This is a genomic window from Micromonospora echinaurantiaca (assembly GCF_900090235.1).
GTDB classification, from domain to species: Bacteria; Actinomycetota; Actinomycetes; order Mycobacteriales; family Micromonosporaceae; genus Micromonospora; species Micromonospora echinaurantiaca.
The window spans coordinates 1,940,776-1,956,715 of record NZ_LT607750.1; the positions used below are offsets into that span (position 1 = coordinate 1,940,776).

14 protein-coding genes are annotated in these 15,940 nt (G+C 74.6%); 11 read left to right on the plus strand and 3 right to left on the minus strand.

Features of this window, described 5'->3' with window-relative positions; genetic code table 11:
- Window positions 1-44: 44 nt before the first annotated feature.
- From GA0070609_RS08855 to ahcY, 7 genes are all read left to right on the plus strand, one after another.
- Window positions 45-1,082 carry a glycosyltransferase family 4 protein gene (locus GA0070609_RS08855; protein ID WP_408630640.1) on the plus strand — a complete coding sequence of 346 codons (1,038 nt, stop codon included), beginning with the start codon at window positions 45-47 and terminating at the stop codon, window positions 1,080-1,082.
- Window positions 1,079-1,906, plus strand: coding sequence for a class I SAM-dependent methyltransferase (locus tag GA0070609_RS08860; protein WP_088993366.1), 828 nt, complete (start codon window positions 1,079-1,081; stop codon window positions 1,904-1,906). Before GA0070609_RS08855 ends, GA0070609_RS08860 begins: the two co-directional genes overlap by 4 nt.
- Window positions 1,907-2,045: 139 nt before the next feature.
- Window positions 2,046-2,927 carry a lysylphosphatidylglycerol synthase transmembrane domain-containing protein gene (locus tag GA0070609_RS08865; RefSeq protein WP_088993367.1) on the plus strand — a complete coding sequence of 294 codons (882 nt, stop codon included), beginning with the start codon at window positions 2,046-2,048 and terminating at the stop codon, window positions 2,925-2,927.
- An 11-nt stretch (window positions 2,928-2,938) separates the two neighbouring features.
- Window positions 2,939-3,595, plus strand: a complete 657-nt coding sequence (locus GA0070609_RS08870; RefSeq protein ID WP_088993368.1) for a GTP cyclohydrolase II — start codon at window positions 2,939-2,941, stop codon at window positions 3,593-3,595.
- Window positions 3,588-4,280, plus strand: coding sequence for a RibD family protein (locus GA0070609_RS08875; protein ID WP_088993369.1), 693 nt, complete (start codon window positions 3,588-3,590; stop codon window positions 4,278-4,280). Before GA0070609_RS08870 ends, GA0070609_RS08875 begins: the two co-directional genes overlap by 8 nt.
- Window positions 4,281-4,385: 105 nt before the next feature.
- The gene (locus tag GA0070609_RS08880) at window positions 4,386-5,414 is read left to right on the plus strand and encodes an LLM class F420-dependent oxidoreductase (RefSeq protein WP_088993370.1); all 1,029 of its coding nucleotides are present in this window, start codon (window positions 4,386-4,388) and stop codon (window positions 5,412-5,414) included.
- Window positions 5,415-5,512: 98 nt separating this feature from the next.
- Entirely contained in the window at window positions 5,513-6,994 is a 1,482-nt protein-coding gene (gene ahcY / locus GA0070609_RS08885) for an adenosylhomocysteinase (protein WP_088993371.1), read from the plus strand.
- Between the two features lie 57 nt (window positions 6,995-7,051).
- On the opposite strand, the gene GA0070609_RS08890 is transcribed toward ahcY, so the two are convergent.
- Window positions 7,052-8,278 (minus strand): cytochrome P450, encoded by a 1,227-nt coding sequence (locus GA0070609_RS08890; protein ID WP_157748087.1) that lies wholly within the window; start codon window positions 8,276-8,278, stop codon window positions 7,052-7,054.
- Between the two features lie 161 nt (window positions 8,279-8,439).
- Between GA0070609_RS08890 and GA0070609_RS08895 the strand changes: the two genes are divergently transcribed.
- From GA0070609_RS08895 to GA0070609_RS08905, 3 genes are read left to right on the plus strand one after another with little or no spacing between them, the layout of a single operon-like run.
- Window positions 8,440-9,597, plus strand: a complete 1,158-nt coding sequence (locus GA0070609_RS08895) for an NAD(P)-dependent alcohol dehydrogenase (protein ID WP_088993373.1) — start codon at window positions 8,440-8,442, stop codon at window positions 9,595-9,597.
- A gap of 35 nt (window positions 9,598-9,632) precedes the next feature.
- The gene (locus GA0070609_RS08900) at window positions 9,633-10,802 is read left to right on the plus strand and encodes an LLM class flavin-dependent oxidoreductase (RefSeq protein ID WP_088993374.1); all 1,170 of its coding nucleotides are present in this window, start codon (window positions 9,633-9,635) and stop codon (window positions 10,800-10,802) included.
- Window positions 10,799-12,070: a cytochrome P450 gene (locus tag GA0070609_RS08905; RefSeq protein ID WP_231928592.1), complete on the plus strand. Its 1,272-nt coding sequence runs from the start codon at window positions 10,799-10,801 to the stop codon at window positions 12,068-12,070. The genes GA0070609_RS08900 and GA0070609_RS08905 overlap by 4 nt, the downstream gene beginning before the upstream one ends.
- Before the next feature lie 13 nt (window positions 12,071-12,083).
- Here GA0070609_RS08905 and GA0070609_RS08910 read toward each other — a convergent pair whose 3' ends face one another.
- Both GA0070609_RS08910 and GA0070609_RS08915 read right to left on the minus strand, forming a co-directional pair.
- Window positions 12,084-13,280: a cytochrome P450 gene (locus GA0070609_RS08910; RefSeq protein WP_088993375.1), complete on the minus strand. Its 1,197-nt coding sequence runs from the start codon at window positions 13,278-13,280 to the stop codon at window positions 12,084-12,086.
- Window positions 13,277-14,581, minus strand: a complete 1,305-nt coding sequence (locus GA0070609_RS08915) for a condensation domain-containing protein (RefSeq protein WP_157748088.1) — start codon at window positions 14,579-14,581, stop codon at window positions 13,277-13,279. Before GA0070609_RS08915 ends, GA0070609_RS08910 begins: the two co-directional genes overlap by 4 nt.
- 417 nt (window positions 14,582-14,998) lie before the next feature.
- On the opposite strand from GA0070609_RS08915, the gene GA0070609_RS08920 reads away from it, so the two are divergent.
- Window positions 14,999-15,937: a ParB/RepB/Spo0J family partition protein gene (locus GA0070609_RS08920; RefSeq protein ID WP_197700238.1), complete on the plus strand. Its 939-nt coding sequence runs from the start codon at window positions 14,999-15,001 to the stop codon at window positions 15,935-15,937.
- Window positions 15,938-15,940 lie beyond the last annotated feature (3 nt).

A 15,940-nucleotide genomic window follows, 5' to 3' on the forward strand; every position in this document is an offset into this window, starting at 1 on the left:
AGTGAGCTTGCGAGCCCCGCAGTCGCGAACGGAAGGGGGCGCTGATGGATGTGGTGCACGTCGTGCTGCCGAACGACATCGACGACCCGGCCCGGCCGAGCGGCGGTAACCACTACGACCGGCGGCTCTGCCAGGGGCTCGCCGCCGCGGGTTGGTCGGTGCGGGAGCACGCAGTGCCCGGCGGGTGGCCAGACCCGACGCCGCCGGAGCGGACCGGACTGGCCGACCGGTTGGCCGCGCTGCCCGACGGGGCGCTGGTGCTCGTCGACGGCCTGATCGCCTCGGCGGTGCCGGAGGTGCTGACGCCGCAGGCCCGCCGGCTGCGCCTGGTGGTGCTGGTGCACCTGCCGCTCGGCGGGGACGCGGAGGCCGCCGCGCTGGCGGCGGCGACAGCGGTGGTCACCACCAGCGAGTGGACCCGCAGCCGGCTGCTGGCCGCGTACCCGTTGCCGGCCGATCGGGTGCACGTCGCCCCGCCGGGGGTGGACCCGGCGCCGCTGGCGCCCGGCACCGCGGCCGGCGCCGAGCTGCTCTGCGTCGCCGCGGTCACCCCGCACAAGGGACACGACGTGCTGGTGGACGCCCTGGCCGGGGTCACCGACATCCCCTGGACCTGTGTCTGCGCCGGGCCGCTGCACCGGGACCCGGACTTCGTCGCCGGGCTGCGGCGCCGGCTCGCCGCGCGCCGGCTCGCCGACCGGGTGCGGCTGGTCGGCCCGCTGGCCGGGGAGCGGCTCGCCGCCAGCTACGCCGGCGCCGACCTGCTGGTGCTCGCCTCGCGCGGCGAGACGTACGGCATGGTGGTCACCGAGGCGCTGGCCCGCGGGATTCCGGTGCTGGGCACGGCGGCCGGCGGGCTGCCGGAGGCGCTCGGTCGGGCGCCGGACGGCACCCCGCCGGGGCTGCTGGTGCCCCCCGACGACCCGGCGGCGCTGGCCGGCAGCCTGCGCCGGTGGCTCGACGACCCGCCGCTGCGCGACCGGCTGCGCGCGGCGGCCCGCGCCCGGCGGGACACCCTGGACGACTGGACGCTCACCGCGACGCTCACCGGCAAGGTGCTGAAGGAGGCGATGCCGGCATGACGGTTTCCCTGCCACCGGACTTCGCGCGCTGGCTCGCCCTGCGCGAGCCCGCCGACGCCGCGGCCCGCGCCGCGGACCTGGTGGACCGGGTCCGCGGCCGGCTGGCCGGCGGCGGCCCGCTGGTGGTCCACGACCTCGGTGCGGGCACCGGTTCGTTGGGCCGGTGGCTGGCTCCGCGCCTGCCCGGCCCGCAGCACTGGGTGCTGCACGACGGCGACCCGGACCTGCTGCGCCGGGCCGACGCCGGGATGGCCGGCGTGGTCGCCGCCGACGGCGCGCCGGTCACGGTCGCCACCCGGCACGGCGACCTGACCCGGCTCACCGCCGCCGACCTCGCCGGCACCTCGCTGGTGGTCGCCTCCGCGCTGCTCGACATGCTCACCGCCGACGAGGTCGACCGGCTGGTCGGGGCGTGCGCCGGCGTGGGCTGCCCGGTGCTGTTCATGATCTCGGTGACCGGGCGGGTGGAGCTGACCCCGGCCGACCCGCTGGACGGCGAGGTCGCGGCGGCGTTCAACGACCACCAGCGCCGCACGGTGGCCGGCCGCGCGCTGCTCGGCCCGGACGCGGTGGAGGCGACCGTCGCCGCGTTCGCCCGCCGCGGGGTCGGTGTCGACGTGCGGCCCAGCCCCTGGCGGCTCGGCGCGGACCAGGCCGAGCTGGCGGCCGAGTGGTTCACCGGCTGGCTGGACGCGGCCTGCGAGCAGCGGCCGGAGCTGGCCGGCCCGGCCGAGGCGTACCGGCGGCGCCGGTTGGCCGACGCGGCGGCCGGCCGGCTCGGCGTCGTGGTCCGGCACAGCGACCTGCTGGCCGCCGGTGATTGAACCGCCCGGCCCGCCGGCACGTGCCTACCAACAGGGAGATCATGCGGGGAGGGCTCGGGTGGGGGCAGAGGCGGACGGCGGGGCGTCGACCCGGCCGGCGCGACGGCCGGGTTGGGCGTGGGCGCGTACCCTCGCCGGAATGGGCGTGCTCGCCGTCCTGCTCGGTTGGTTCGGGGTCGGCCCGTTCCTGGCCGGGCTGCGGCTGATCGACGCCCCCGCGCTCGCGGCGGCGCTCGGCATCGGCGTGCTCACGACGCTCTGCTGCGCCTGGCGGTGGAGCCTGGTCGCCGGCGGGCTCGGGGTGCGGCTGCCGCTGCGCACCGCCGTGGCGCACGTCTACCGCGCGGTGTTCCTGAACGCGACGCTGCCCGGCGGGGTGCTCGGCGACGTGCACCGGGCGGTGCGGCACGGGCGGGACGTCGGCGACGTCGGCCGCGGCATCCGCGCGGTGGTCTGGGAACGCGTCGCCGGCCAGGCCGTGCTCGTCGGGGTCGCGCTGGTGGTGCTGCTGGCCTTCCCGTCCCCGGTGCGGCCGTACCTGCCGGCGGTCACCGCGTCGGCGGTGCTGGCCGGGCTGGTGGTGGCGCTGCTGGCCCGCGCGCTGCCCCGCTCCGGGCCGTCGCGGTGGGCGCGGGCGCTACGCACCGCGGCGGCCGACGTCCGCGCCGGGCTGCTCGCCCGGCGGACCTGGCTGGGCGTGCTGACCGCCTCCGCCGTCGCGGTGGCCGGTCACCTGGCGACGTTCCTGCTCGCGGCCCGTACCGCCGGTTCCACCGCGCCGCTGACCCTGCTGGCGCCGCTGACCCTGCTCGCCCTGCTGGCGATGGGGGTGCCCGCCAACGTCGCCGGATTCGGGCCACGCGAGGGCGTGGCCGCGTGGGCGTTCGGCGCTGCCGGCCTGACCGCCGCCGAGGGGGTTGCCACCGCGACGGTGTACGGGGCCCTCGTGCTGGTCGCGAGCCTGCCCGGCGCCGCCGTGCTGGTGGCCCGCCGTGTCCGCGTACCCGCCGGCACCGTCTGATGAGGAGTTCCATGTCCGAACCACTGCCACCCGCCACCGTCCGGACCCAGGTCACCGTCCCGCTGCGGTTCCCCGACGGGTACGCCACGGACGCCCGGGTGTTCACCTTCGACGGTCTGGCCGACGGCCGGGAGCACCTGGCGTTCGGGTTGGGGGACTGGCCGGGGGCCCGCGACCGGAGTGCCGCCGGCGGCGCCCCGCCGCTGGTCCGCCCGCACAGCGAGTGCCTGACCGGCGACGTCTTCGGCAGCCAGCGCTGCGACTGCGGCCCGCAGCTGCGGGAGGCGGCCGAGCGGATCAGCGACCGGGGTGGCTTCCTGCTCTACCTGCGCCAGGAGGGCCGGGGCATCGGCCTGTACGCGAAGCTCGACGCGTACGCCCTGCAGGATGCCGGGCTGGACACCTACGAGGCGAACGAGGCGCTCGGCCACCGGCCGGACGAGCGGGACTACACGGTGGCCGCGCAGATGCTGGCCGCCCTGGGCGTGCCCCGGATCGCGCTGCTGAGCAACAACCCGGACAAGGCCGCGCAGCTGCGCCGGCACGGCGTGACGGTCACCGGGCGGGTCGGCACCGGGGTGTACCTCTCCCCGGCCAACGCCGGCTACCTGGCGACCAAGGCCAGCCGCGGCGCGCACGCCCTCGACCTTCCGCTGGTCCGTGACTGAGCGCCCGTACGTCGTGCTCAGCTGCGCGACGTCGATCGACGGCTACCTCGACGACGCCAGCGAGCAGCGGCTGCTGCTGTCCAACGCGGCGGACCTGGACCGGATCGACGGGGTCCGGGCCGGCTGCGACGCCATCCTGGTCGGCGCCGGGACGGTCCGGCGCGACGACCCGCGGCTGCTGGTGCGCTCGGCGCAACGCCGGGCCGCCCGAGCCGACCGTGGCCTGCCCGCCTCGCCGACCCGGGTCACCCTGACCGCGTCCGGTGACCTCGACCCGGCCGGCCGGTTCTTCACCGTCGGCGAGACCGACCGGATCGTCTACTGTGCCACGGCTGCGGTGGAGAAGACCCGGGACCGGCTCGGCGCGCTGGCCGAGGTGGTGGACGCGGGCGAGCCGGTCGACCCGGCGTGGGTGCTGGCCGACCTGGGCGGCCGGGGCGTACGCCGGCTGATGGTGGAGGGCGGCGCGAACGTGCACCGGCAGTTCCTCGCCGCCGGGCTCGCCGACGAGCTGCACCTGGTGGTCGCGCCGTTCTTCGTCGGCGACTGCCGGGCGCCCCGGTTCGTCGGCGACGGCCGGTTCCCGTGGCACCCCGGCCGGCGGGCCCGGGTCGCCGAGGTACGCCAGATCGGCGACGTGGTGCTGGTGCGCTACGCCCTGTCGGACCGCTGCGTCGAGGGCTGACCGGTCGGTCGCGGTTGACGACGCTGCCGCCCGGCGGTGAAGGTGGCGGGAACCGGCGACGCGGAAGCCCGGCGCGTGCCGCAGCCACCACCACGAGGGGGTCCAGTGCGGCTGAGTGTCATCCTGCCCTACGCCGGCGACGTCCGGGCCACCGCCGAGCGGGCGGTCGCCTGGGAGCAGGCCGGCGTCGACGTGCTCTGGGTGCCCGAGGCGTACGGCTTCGACGCGGTCACCGTGCTGGGTTTCCTGGCGGCCCGGACCCGGCGGGTCGGCCTCGGGTCGGCGATCCTGCCGATCTACACCCGCACCCCGGCCCTGCTCGCGCAGACCGCCGCCGGGCTGGACGCGCTCTCCGGCGGCCGGGCGCTGCTCGGCATCGGCGCCTCCGGACCGCAGGTGGTGGAGGGCTGGCACGGGGTCGCCTACGACCACCCGGTGGGGCGTACCCGGGAGGTGGTCGAGCTGTGCCGGCGGGCGTGGCGCCGGGAGACGCTGCGTTCCGAGGGCCACTACCGGCTGCCGCTCCCGCCGGAGCGGGGCACCGGGCTGGGCCGGCCGCTGAAGATGCTGACCCGCCCGGTGCGGGAGCGGATCCCGATCTACGTGGCGTCGCTCGGCCCGGCCAACGTCCGGATGACCGCGGAGGTCGCCGACGGCTGGCTGCCGGCGCTGTTCCTGCCCGAGAAGGCGGCGCAGGTGTGGGGGGAGGCGTTGGCCGCCGGCGCGGCGAAGCGCTCGGGCGAGCTGGGCCCGCTGGAGGTGGTCGGCGGCGGCCCGTTCGCCATCGGGTCGGACCTGGCCGCGGCGCGCGAGCACGCCCGCCGCTGGATCGCCCTCTACGTCGGCGGGATGGGCGCCCGCGGCCGCAACTTCTACCACGACCTGGTGGCCCGGTACGGCTACCCGGCCGAGGCGGACCGGATCCAGGAGCTGTACCTGGCCGGGCGCAAGGCGGAGGCGGCCGCCGCCGTGCCGGCCGAGCTGCTGGAGGCGGTCTGTCTGATCGGCTCGCCCGGTCACGTCCGCGAGCGGGTGGCCGCATACGCGGCGGCCGGTGTCACCATGCTCCAGCTCGCGCCGGTCGGCCCGGACCCGCTGGGCGAGCTGGCCGCGGTGCGCAAGCTGCTGCCTTAGCGGGTGTTCAAGCGTGGAATTTCGCCGGACGACCGGCGGGGCGACCCGGCGTTACGGTGGGGCACCGTTGCGTGTCCACCGTCCGATTCGGAGAGTCCATGACCACGACACAACCGTTGACCGTCGCCGCCGATCCCACCGGTCCCGGCCGGGACTTCAAGGTGGCGGATCTGTCGCTCGCCGAGTTCGGGCGCAAGGAGATCCGGCTTGCCGAGCACGAGATGCCGGGTCTGATGGCGATTCGTCGTGAGTTCGCCGAGGCGCAGCCGCTGGCTGGCGCTCGGATCACGGGTTCGCTGCACATGACCATCCAGACCGCCGTGCTGATCGAGACGCTGGTCGCTCTCGGTGCGCAGGTGCGGTGGGCGTCGTGCAACATCTTCTCCACCCAGGACCGCGCGGCCGCGGCGATCGTGGTCGGCCCGGACGGCACCCCCGAGGCCCCCGCCGGTGTGCCGGTGTACGCCTGGAAGGGCGAGTCGCTGGAGGAGTACTGGTGGTGCACCGAGCAGGTGTTGACGTGGCCGGATGGTCAGGGTCCGAACATGATCCTCGACGACGGTGGTGACGCCACGCTGCTGGTGCACAAGGGTGCGGAGTACGAGAAGGCCGGTGTGGTGCCGCCGGTGGAGTCGGCGGATTCGGAGGAGTTCGCGGTCATCCTCGGTCTGCTGCACCGCTCCCTGGCCGAGGATGGTCAGCGGTGGACCCGGATCGCCGCTGGGATCAAGGGGGTGACGGAGGAGACCACGACCGGTGTGCACCGGCTGTATGAGATGCACCGGGCGGGCACGTTGCTGTTCCCGGCGATCAACGTCAACGACTCGGTGACGAAGAGCAAGTTCGACAACAAGTACGGGTGTCGGCACTCGCTGATCGACGGCATCAACCGGGCCACCGACGTGCTGATCGGCGGGAAGATGGCCGTGGTGATGGGCTACGGCGATGTGGGTAAGGGCTGCGCGGAGTCGCTGCGGGGTCAGGGTGCCCGGGTGGTGGTGACCGAGGTCGACCCGATCTGTGCTCTGCAGGCGGCGATGGACGGCTACCAGGTGGCCACCCTGGACGACGTGGTGGAGCAGGCGGACATCTTCATCACCGCGACCGGTTGCTATGACGTGATCACCAACGAGCACATGGCGCGGATGAAGCACCAGGCGATCGTGGGTAACATCGGGCACTTCGACAACGAGATCGACATGGCCGGGTTGGCCAAGCGGTCGGACGTGACCCGGGAGAACATCAAGCCGCAGGTCGACCTCTGGCGCTTCGATGACGGGCACGCGATCATCGTGCTGTCCGAGGGGCGGCTGCTGAACCTGGGCAACGCCACTGGTCACCCGAGCTTCGTGATGTCGAACTCGTTCGCCAACCAGACCATCGCCCAGATCGAGCTGTACACCAAGACCGACGAGTACCCGATCGGCGTGTACGTGCTGCCCAAGCACCTCGACGAGAAGGTCGCCCGCCTGCACCTGGACGCCCTCGGCGCCAAACTCACCCAGCTCACCAAGGAACAGGCCGCCTACCTCGGCGTGCCGGTGGAGGGGCCGTACAAGGCCGACTACTACCGCTACTGACCGGCACGAGAAGGGCGGGGCGGCGTCGGCCGCCCCGCCCTATCGGGGTACCCGCGGTCAGTCGGCCGGTTGCACCCGCTCGTACCGGATCGGCAGCGAGGTGAGCCCGCCCAGCGCCCGCGGCGTGCCCGGCGGCTCGGCGGCCAGCTCGGGCGCCACCACCCGGCGCAGGAAGGCCGACAGGGCCAGATTCGCCTGCAGCCGGCCCAGCGTGGCGCCGAGGCAGTAGTGCGGCCCGGCGCCGAAGCTCACGTGCTGCTCGGTGCGGTCCGGGTCGAGTCGGTCGGGGTCGGCGAACCGCTCCGGATCCCGGTTCGCCTGCGCCAGCACGATCACCATGCTGTCGCCGGCGCGTAGCCGCGCCCCGCTCGGCAGGGTGGTGTCCTGCTTGACGTGCCGCCACAGGCACTGCACCAGCGGGGTCAGCCGCAGCAACTCGTCCACCAGGCCGGGCATCTTCTCCGGCTCGGCCCGCATCCGGTCGGCCAACGCCGGCTCGGTGAGCAGGCTGTAGAGCCCGCTGGCGATCAGGCTGCTGGTGGTCTCGTGCCCGGAGACGACCAGCAGCCACAGGCCGTTGACCGCCTCGGCCCGGGTGAGCCGCTGGTCGCCGCCGCGGCTGGCCAGCATGGCGCTGACCACGTCGTCCCCGGGCTCGGCGGCCCGGGCGTCGACCAGCCGCTCCAGGTAGCCGCGCAGCTCACCGGAGACCCGGTCCACCTCGGCCGGGTCCACCGGGTTGGACGGGTCCATCGAGCGGGAGATGAAATGCGACCAGTCCTGCACCCGCTGCCGGTCGTCCTCGTCGGCGATGCCGAACAGCGCGCACAGTACCCGGATCGGGATCGCGTAGGCGTACTCCCGTACCACGTCGCACCCGGTGCCGCCGGCGAGCCGGTCCAGCAGGGCGTCCACCACCTGAGCGGTGGGCTCCGCGGCCCGGGCGGCGTGGGCCGCGAACGCCTGCCCGACCAGCAGCCGGTGCCGGGTGTGCTCGGGCGGATTCAGTTCGATGAACGGAGCGTCGGCGTACCGCTGCTCCTCCTCGGCGCTGACCTCGCCGGCCGCGGCCCGCTGCTGGTACCAGCGGCTGTCCCGCGGGTCGACGCTGACGGCGGGATCGGCCAGCGCGGCCTTGGCGTCGTCGTGGCCCAGGACGATGACCTTCCCGTCCGCGTCCACCACGACCGGGCCCTTGTCCCGCCACTCCCGGTACACCGGGTACGGGTCGGCCTGGTGCTTGACGTACATGTCCTCGATACGGTCGACAATCGCCGGTTGCATGAGCATCCCCTGACCGGTCGGCCTCTGACAGTGGCTGTCGAGGCTATGTCCCGTCGCGGAGCGGGGACAACGCGCTCGGATTGCGCGACCGCGCACCCGGTGCCGCCCGGGCGGCCAGGCCCCTATCCTCGCGTCGTGGCGGTCGGGCGGAGGCGGCGACGATGCGGGTGACCGCCGCGGTGGCACCCGCTCCCGACCACCCGCTGCGCCTGGAGGAGCTGCGCCTCGACGGCCCGGGACCGGGCGAGGTCCTGGTCCGGGTCGTCGCCTCCGGGGTCTGCCGCACCGACGCCGACGCCCGCTCCGGCCGTTCCGCCTTCCCGCTGCCCGGGGTGCTCGGGCACGAGGGCGTCGGCCGGGTGCTCGACGTGGGACCGGGCGTCCGGTCGCCTGCGGTCGGCGAGGCCGTGCTGCTCGGCTGGCCGGCCTGCGGCCGCTGCCGGCACTGCCGGGGCGGCCGGCCACGGTACTGCGCCGACCTGCCCGGGCTGCTCTTCGGCGGGCGCCGCCCGGACGGGGGCGCGGTGTTCCGCCGCGCCGACGGCACCCCGGTGGCCGGGCGCTTCTTCGGCCAGTCCTCGTTCGCCAGCCACGCGGTGCTGCCGGCTTCGGCGCTGGTGCCGGTCCGCACCAGCCTGCCGCTGGCCGCGGTCGCCGCGCTGGGCTGCGGGATCAGCGCCGGCGCCGGGGCGGTGCTCTACGCGGCCCGCCCGGAGCCCGGCGCGTCGGTGGCGGTGTTCGGCGTCGGCGCGGTGGGGCTGGCCGCCGTGATGGCCGCCCGGTGCACGGCGGCCACCACCATCGTGGCCGTCGACCGCGATCCCGCCCGGCTGGCCCTGGCCCGCCGGTACGGCGCCACGCACACCGTCGACGTGACCGGGGTCCGCAACGTGGCCCGGGCCGTCCGGGAGCGCTGCGACGGGCCGGCCGACGTCACGGTGGAATGCACCGGGGATCCCCGGGTGGTCCGGCAGGCTGTCGACGCGACCGGCATGCCGGGGACGTGCTGCCTGGTCGGGGCCGCCCGGCCGGGCGAGACGTTCGCCGTGGACCAGCAGACCATGCTGCGCGGCAAGCGGATCCAGGGCTCGCTGGGCGGCGACGGGCGCCCCGAGGAGCTGGTGCCGGCGCTGCTGCGGCTGGCCGAGCAGAGCCGGTTCCCCTTCCCCGAACTGGTCGCCTTCCGGCCGTCCGACGATCCGGAGGCGGCGCTCACCGATCTGCTCGCCGGTGCCGTGGTCAAGCCGGTGCTCGTGCTGGAACCGGCCGCGTTGACGGCGCGGACCGACGGATGTGAGGGTTCCGGACGATCGCGCTGAACGGTGCGTGCCCGTTCGCTCACCCGGGGGGCGCCATGTCTCTGCAGCTCTACTGGTTCATCCCCGCCCACGGCGACGGTCGGGAGGTGGCGAAGCCGCGCGCCGGCGGGCCACCCGGCGTGGCCACGCTCCGCCGGGACCCCGACATCGACTACCTGGCCCAGGTGGCCGGCGCCGTCGACCGGCTGGGCTTCGCCGGCGCGCTGGTGCCGTTCGGGATCTTCTGCGAGGACCCGTGGCTGGTGGCGGCGGCGCTGAGCCAGCGCACCGACCGGCTGCGCTTCATGGTCGCGTTCCGCCCCGGGCTGCTCTCGCCGACCCTGGCCGCCCAGATGTCGGCCACCTGCCAGCGGATCTCCGGCGGCCGCCTGCTGCTCAACGTGGTGGTCGGCGGCGACCCGGAGGAGCAGCACCGTTACGGCGACTGGCTGGCCCACGACCAGCGGTACGTGCGGGCCGACGAGTTCCTCGCCGTGCTGCGCGGCGCCTGGTCGGGGCCGGTGGACCTGGACGGGGAGCACTACCGGGTGGCCGGTGCGACGGTGATGCGCCGGCCGGACCCGCCGCCGATCTTCCTCGGCGGCTCCTCCGCCGCCGCGCAGCGGGTCGCGGCGCGCCGGGCCGACGTCTTCCTCACCTGGGCAGAACTGCCCGCGCAGACCGGCTCGCTGGTGGCCGGGGTGCGGGCGCTGGCCGCCGAGGCCGGGCGGGAGATCGCCTTCGGCACCCGGTTCCACGTGATCAGCCGGGACACCTCGGAGCAGGCCTGGGCGGTGGCGGACGCCATGACGGCCAACCTCGATCCGGCACTGGTGGCCCGGACCCAGGAGCGGTTCCGCCGCAGCGACTCCGAGGGACAGCGCCGGATGGCGGCGCTGCACGGTGGCCGTACCGACCGGCTGGAGATCTACCCGAACGTGTGGGCGGGTTACGGCCTGGTCCGCCAGGGGCCGGGGATCACCCTGGTCGGGTCGCACGAGGAGGTGGCCGACCGGATCGCCGAGTACCACGCCCAGGGGCTGGACCACCTGATCCTGTCCGGACAGCCGCACCTGGAGGAGGCGTACTGGTTCGGTGAGGGGGTGATGCCGGCGCTGCGCCGCCGGGGCCTGCTGGCCGGGCCGGACGGGCCGGACGGCGACCGGCCGGACCCGGCGCCGCCGCACCGCCGGGCCGGGCAGCGCCCGGAGGTGTCCGTCCGGTGAGTCCGCAGCTGACCCGGGCCGCCGCCGTCACCGGCAGCCTCGCCGACCCGGCCACCTATCTGGACGGTCCGCCGTTCGCCGAGTTCGCCCGCCGCCGCCGGGAGGCGCCGGTCAGTTGGGTGGCCGAGGTGCCGCTGCGGCGGCACTCGGCCCGGGGCACGGTGGTGCAGCGGGTCGGCGGCTACTGGGCGGTCACCGGGCACGTGGCGGTGGTCGCCGCGTCGCGCCGCCCGGAGGTCTTCTCCTCCGCCGAGCGCGGCGCGTTCCTCGCCGATCCGACCTCCCGGGCCGACCTGGAGCGCTCCCGGCAGCTGCTGGTCGGGATGGATCCGCCCGCGCACACCCGGTTGCGCCGGGTGGTCACCGCCGCCTTCACCGCCCCGGTGGTACGCGGCATGCGCGCGGCCATCGCCGAGCACGCCCGGCAGATCGTCCGGCGGGCCACCGCCGGCCAGCCGGTGGACGCGGTCGCCGAGGTCGCCGCCGAGCTGCCGCTGCTGGTCCTCGCCGACCTGCTCGGCATCCCCCGCGAGGACCGCGGGCTCTTCCTGCGCTGGAGCAACAATCTGGTCGGCTTCGACGACCCGGCCTTCGGCGGCGGGGACGTGGAGGTGTTCAAGCAGACCTTCGTCGAGGCGTTCGGGTACGCCCTCACCGCGGCGAAGGCCCGCCGGCGCGACCCCGGTGACGACCTGGTGAGCCGGCTGGTGACCGCCGAGGTGGACGGCCGCCGGCTCACCGAGAGCGAGTACTGCCACCTGTGGCTGCTGCTGGTGGTGGCCGGCAACGAGACCACCCGGCACCTGATCTCCGGCGGCCTCGACCTGCTGGCCGACCGTCCCGACCTGGCCGATCGGCTCGCCCGCCAACCCGACCTGGTGCCGACCGCGGTGGACGAGATGCTGCGCTGGACGACGCCGATCATGCAGTTCCGCCGGACCGCGGTGGTCGACACCGAGCTGGCCGGGCAACGGATCCGGGCCGGGGACAAGGTGGTGCTGTACTACATCTCCGCCAACCGGGACGAGTCGGTCTTCGACCGACCGGAAACCTTCCTGTTGGATCGCAGTCCCAACCCGCACATCGCGTTCGGCGTCGGGCCGCACTTCTGCCTCGGCTCGCACCTGGCCCGGGTGGAGGCCGCCGTGCTCTTCGAGGAGCTGGCGCCGCACCTGCGCCGGCTGCGCCGCACCGGCCCGGCGGTCCGGTTGGAGTCGAACTTCATGAACGGCCTGAAGCAGCTGCCGGTCACCTTCGCCGCCGGCTGACTGGCGCGTCTCCTCAGTTGCACACCACCCGAACCGGGATCCGGTCGTAGCCCCGGAAGCCCAGTCCGGTGCGGCGGTGCGCGGGGCCGGTGGCCTCGAACCGGCGCAGCCGGGTGGCGAGGTGACCGAAGACCGCCGCGCCCTCGACCCGGGCCAGGGTGGCGCCCAGGCAGTGGTGCGGCCCGGAGCTGAAGGCCAGGTGCGGGTTGGGGGAGCGGGCCAGGTCGATCCGGTCCGGCTCGGGGAACCGCCGCTCGTCGCGGTTGGCGGAGGCGAGCAGCAGCACCACCACCCGGCGGGCCCGGATCACCCGGTCGCCGACGGTGACCGGCTCGCGGACCACCCGGGACGTGGCGTGGATCGGGCAGTCCCAGCGGAGGAACTCCTCCACCGCGCCGGGCGCGAGGCCCAGGTCCCGGCGCAACCGGTCCAGCAGCTCCGGGCGGTGCAGCAGCAGCGCGCCGCCGGTGGAGAGCAGGTTGGTGGTGGTCTCGAAGCCGGCGAAGAACAGGAAGATGACGTTGTCGACCAGCTCCGCCCGGCTGATCGTGCCGGTCGCCTCGGCGTCGCGGAGCAGGTGCGACAGCATGTCGTCGCCGTCCCGGCCGGCCCGCTCGCGCAGCAGCCCGCCGACGTAGCCGCGCAGCCAGCCGACCGCCCGGACGGCGTCCGCCCGCTCCTGCTCGGTGGGAGCGCCGGAGCCGAACATCCGCCCCAGCGCGACGGCGTGCGGCTGCGCCTCCGCCCGGTCGGCCACCGGGATGCCGAGCAGTTCGGCCGCCACCGTGACCGGCAGCGGGTAGGCCAGGTCGGCGACCAGGTCGGCCGCCGGCGCGTCGGCCATCGCCGCGAACAGCTCCCCGACCAGCTCGACGATCCGTGGCCGCAGCGCCGCCACGGTACGCGGATTGACCGTCCGGGCCATCGCCCGGCGCAGCGTCGAGTGCTGCGGCGGGTCCCGGTTGAGCACGGTGGCCCGGAAGAAGTCGGTCAGCTCGTCGGGCTCGCCGGAGAGCCGGTAGACCAGGTCGGGGAACTCGTGACTGAGCCGCGGGTCGGTCAGCAGGGCGGTGACGTCGGCGTGCCGGGTGACCGCCCAGGCGCCCGGCCCGGCCGGCACCACCCGGCCGGCGGCGCGCAGCTCGGCGTAGTGCGGGTACGGGTCGGCGAGCCCGGCGACCTCGGCCTCGTCGTAGCGCAGCACTGTCACACCCGGGTCAGGCTGAGCGGCTCCGTGGGCCGGGCGGCCGCCGCCCGGGCCAGGGTGAGGTAGTCCGCCAGGAACTCCTCCGCCCAGGCCGGCTGGAACCGGTCGGTGGTGTAGAAGAGCATCGCCTGGCAGGCGCCGCTGTGCTGCGGGATCAGCCCCAGCTCCAGGCCGAACCGGCTGCCCAGCGAGTCCGGGGTGTACAGCTCGAACTCCACGCCGCGGGCCTGCACCTTGGTGCCCGGCGGCGGGGTGAGCAGCATCTGGAACACCACGTCGTCGACCCGGCCGGAGGTGTTCTGCAGGTTCAGCGGCAGCATCTGGTACGGGATGCCCTCGTGCAGGAAGCCGTCGATGACGGTGCCCCGGACCCGGCGGACCACCTCGACGAACGGAACGTCCGGATCGACCTGGTTGCGCAGCACCACCATGTTCGCGAAGAAGCCGACGGTGGTCTGGACGCCCTTGACCGACCGGTTCGCGAACAGCGACGCCACGGAGATGTCGGTCTGCCCGGTGCGCTGGGCCAACAGCAGGTAGTACAGCGAGAGCATCACCGCGAACGGGGTGGTCCGCTCGCCCCGGGCGACCGCCTTGAGCCGGTTGAACACGCCGGCGTCGATGGTGGCGACCTCGATCCCGGTGGGCCGGCCGCCGTCGGTGGCCGGCACCGCCGGCGGCAGTTCGACCAGCTTCATGCCGCGCAGCTGCCGGATCCAGTAGTCCTGGTGCACCTTCAGCGCCCCGGTGGTCAGCTGCTCGTGCTGCCACCGGGCGAAGTCCGGGTACTGCCACTGCACCGGGGGCAGCCCCGGGTCGCCGTCCGGCCCGGCGTCCAGGAACCGGATCAGGTCCTGCAGCACGATGCCGCACGACCAGGCGTCCGAGACCAGGTGGTGCATGTTGAGGCAGAGCATGTGCTCGTCCGGTCCGAGCCGCCAGAGGGTGACCCGCAGCGGGTGCCGACCGACGTCGACCGGCGTGTGCAGCTCCCGCTCGACGGCCTCGGCGACCACCGCGTCGAGCCGGTCCGGCTCGGCGGCCAGCGGCACCACCTCGAACGGCGGTGGCAGGTCGTCGTGGATGTGCTGGACGAGCTCCCGGCCGCGGCGTACCAGCGTGGTCCGCAGCGCCTCGTGCCGACGGGTCAGCCGGCCCAGGGCGACCTGGAGCTCGGTGACGTCGAGCGGGCCGTGCAGCTTGCACACGACGGGGCAGTTCAGCGACGCGGTGTCCGGGCGGTAGTGCTCCAGGAACCACAGTAGACGTTGACCGATGGATGCCGGCGCCTCCCGATGAGCCATGGGCAGCAACATAGTGGGCCACCGGGTCGCTGGCGAGAAAAGTCATCGGCCGAAAATGTGACTGTTCGTCATCGTCAGATAACCAACAGATGTCGATGTCGAACGTGCTGCCGATTGCGCGGGCGGCTTCCCGTTCATAGCTTTGTGTCCGCGCTCCGTGACGGGATGTTGCGGTTGGGGGCTGAGCAGCAACCTGTCCATTTCGGAGCGCATTGTGCCAATTGGCGGATCGAATTGGTCGAACGGACCGGACAAAGCGCAGGCGAAGTTGCATTGCAGACAACTCGGGGGAGTGCCTTGTCGATGCCCGCACACCAGCTCATGCCCACCTCGTCCGCGGCGACGGAGGCCAAGCGACCCATGCAGCCGCCACGGATCCCGAAGCCGTCTCCATCGCCCGAGAACCACCCCGTCACCATGCTGCCGATCAGCAAGCTGCTGCCGGCGGACTCGCCCCGGCTCTCCGGGGAGGACGTGCAGCACGTCCGGATGCTCGCCGACTCCGACGCCGACCTGCCGCCGATCCTGGTGCACCGGCAGACGTTGCGGGTCATCGACGGTATGCACCGGCTGCGGGCGGCCGTGCTGCGCGGCCAGGAGGAGATCGCCTGCCGGCTCTTCGAGGGCGGTGAGGACGCCGCCTTCGTGATCGCCGTCGAGACCAACATCGCCCACGGGCTGCCGCTCTCGCTGGCCGACCGGGAGGCGGCCGCGGCCCGCATCCTCCGGTCCCACCCACAGTGGTCGGACCGGGCGATCGCCGCCGTGACCGGCCTCTCCGCCAAGACCGTCGGCGTCATCCGGCGGGGAGCAACTGTGGACCAGCCGCAGTTGCACAGCCGGATCGGCCGGGACGGCCGGGTCCGCCCGGTCAACGGCGCGGACGGCCGCCGCCGCGCCGGGGAGCTGTTCGCGCTGCGTCCCGACGCCTCGCTGCGCGAGGTGGCCCGGCGCGCCGGGATCTCGCCCGGCACCGCCCGGGACGTGCGGGAACGGATCCGCCGCGGCGAGGACCCGATCCCGCCCCGCCAGCGCGGCAACCGGCCCCGGCCGGAGCCGCCGAGCCCGGAGCGGGAGCTGCGCCGGCTGATGAGCGTACGGGGCGGGCCGCTACGCGATCGGGAGACGATCCTGCGCAACCTGCGTCGCGATCCGTCTGTCCGGTTCACCGACAGCGGACGTAGCCTCCTGCGGTGGCTCGACGCGCGGGCCACCTCACCCGACGGGTGGGAGACGGTCGTGCACTCGATCGCGCCGCACTGCGCGTACGCCATCGCCGACCTGGCCTGCGCGATCGCCGAGGAGTGGGTCGCGGTGGCCGAGCACCTGCGCCAGCGGGCGGAGAACAGCGCCTGACCC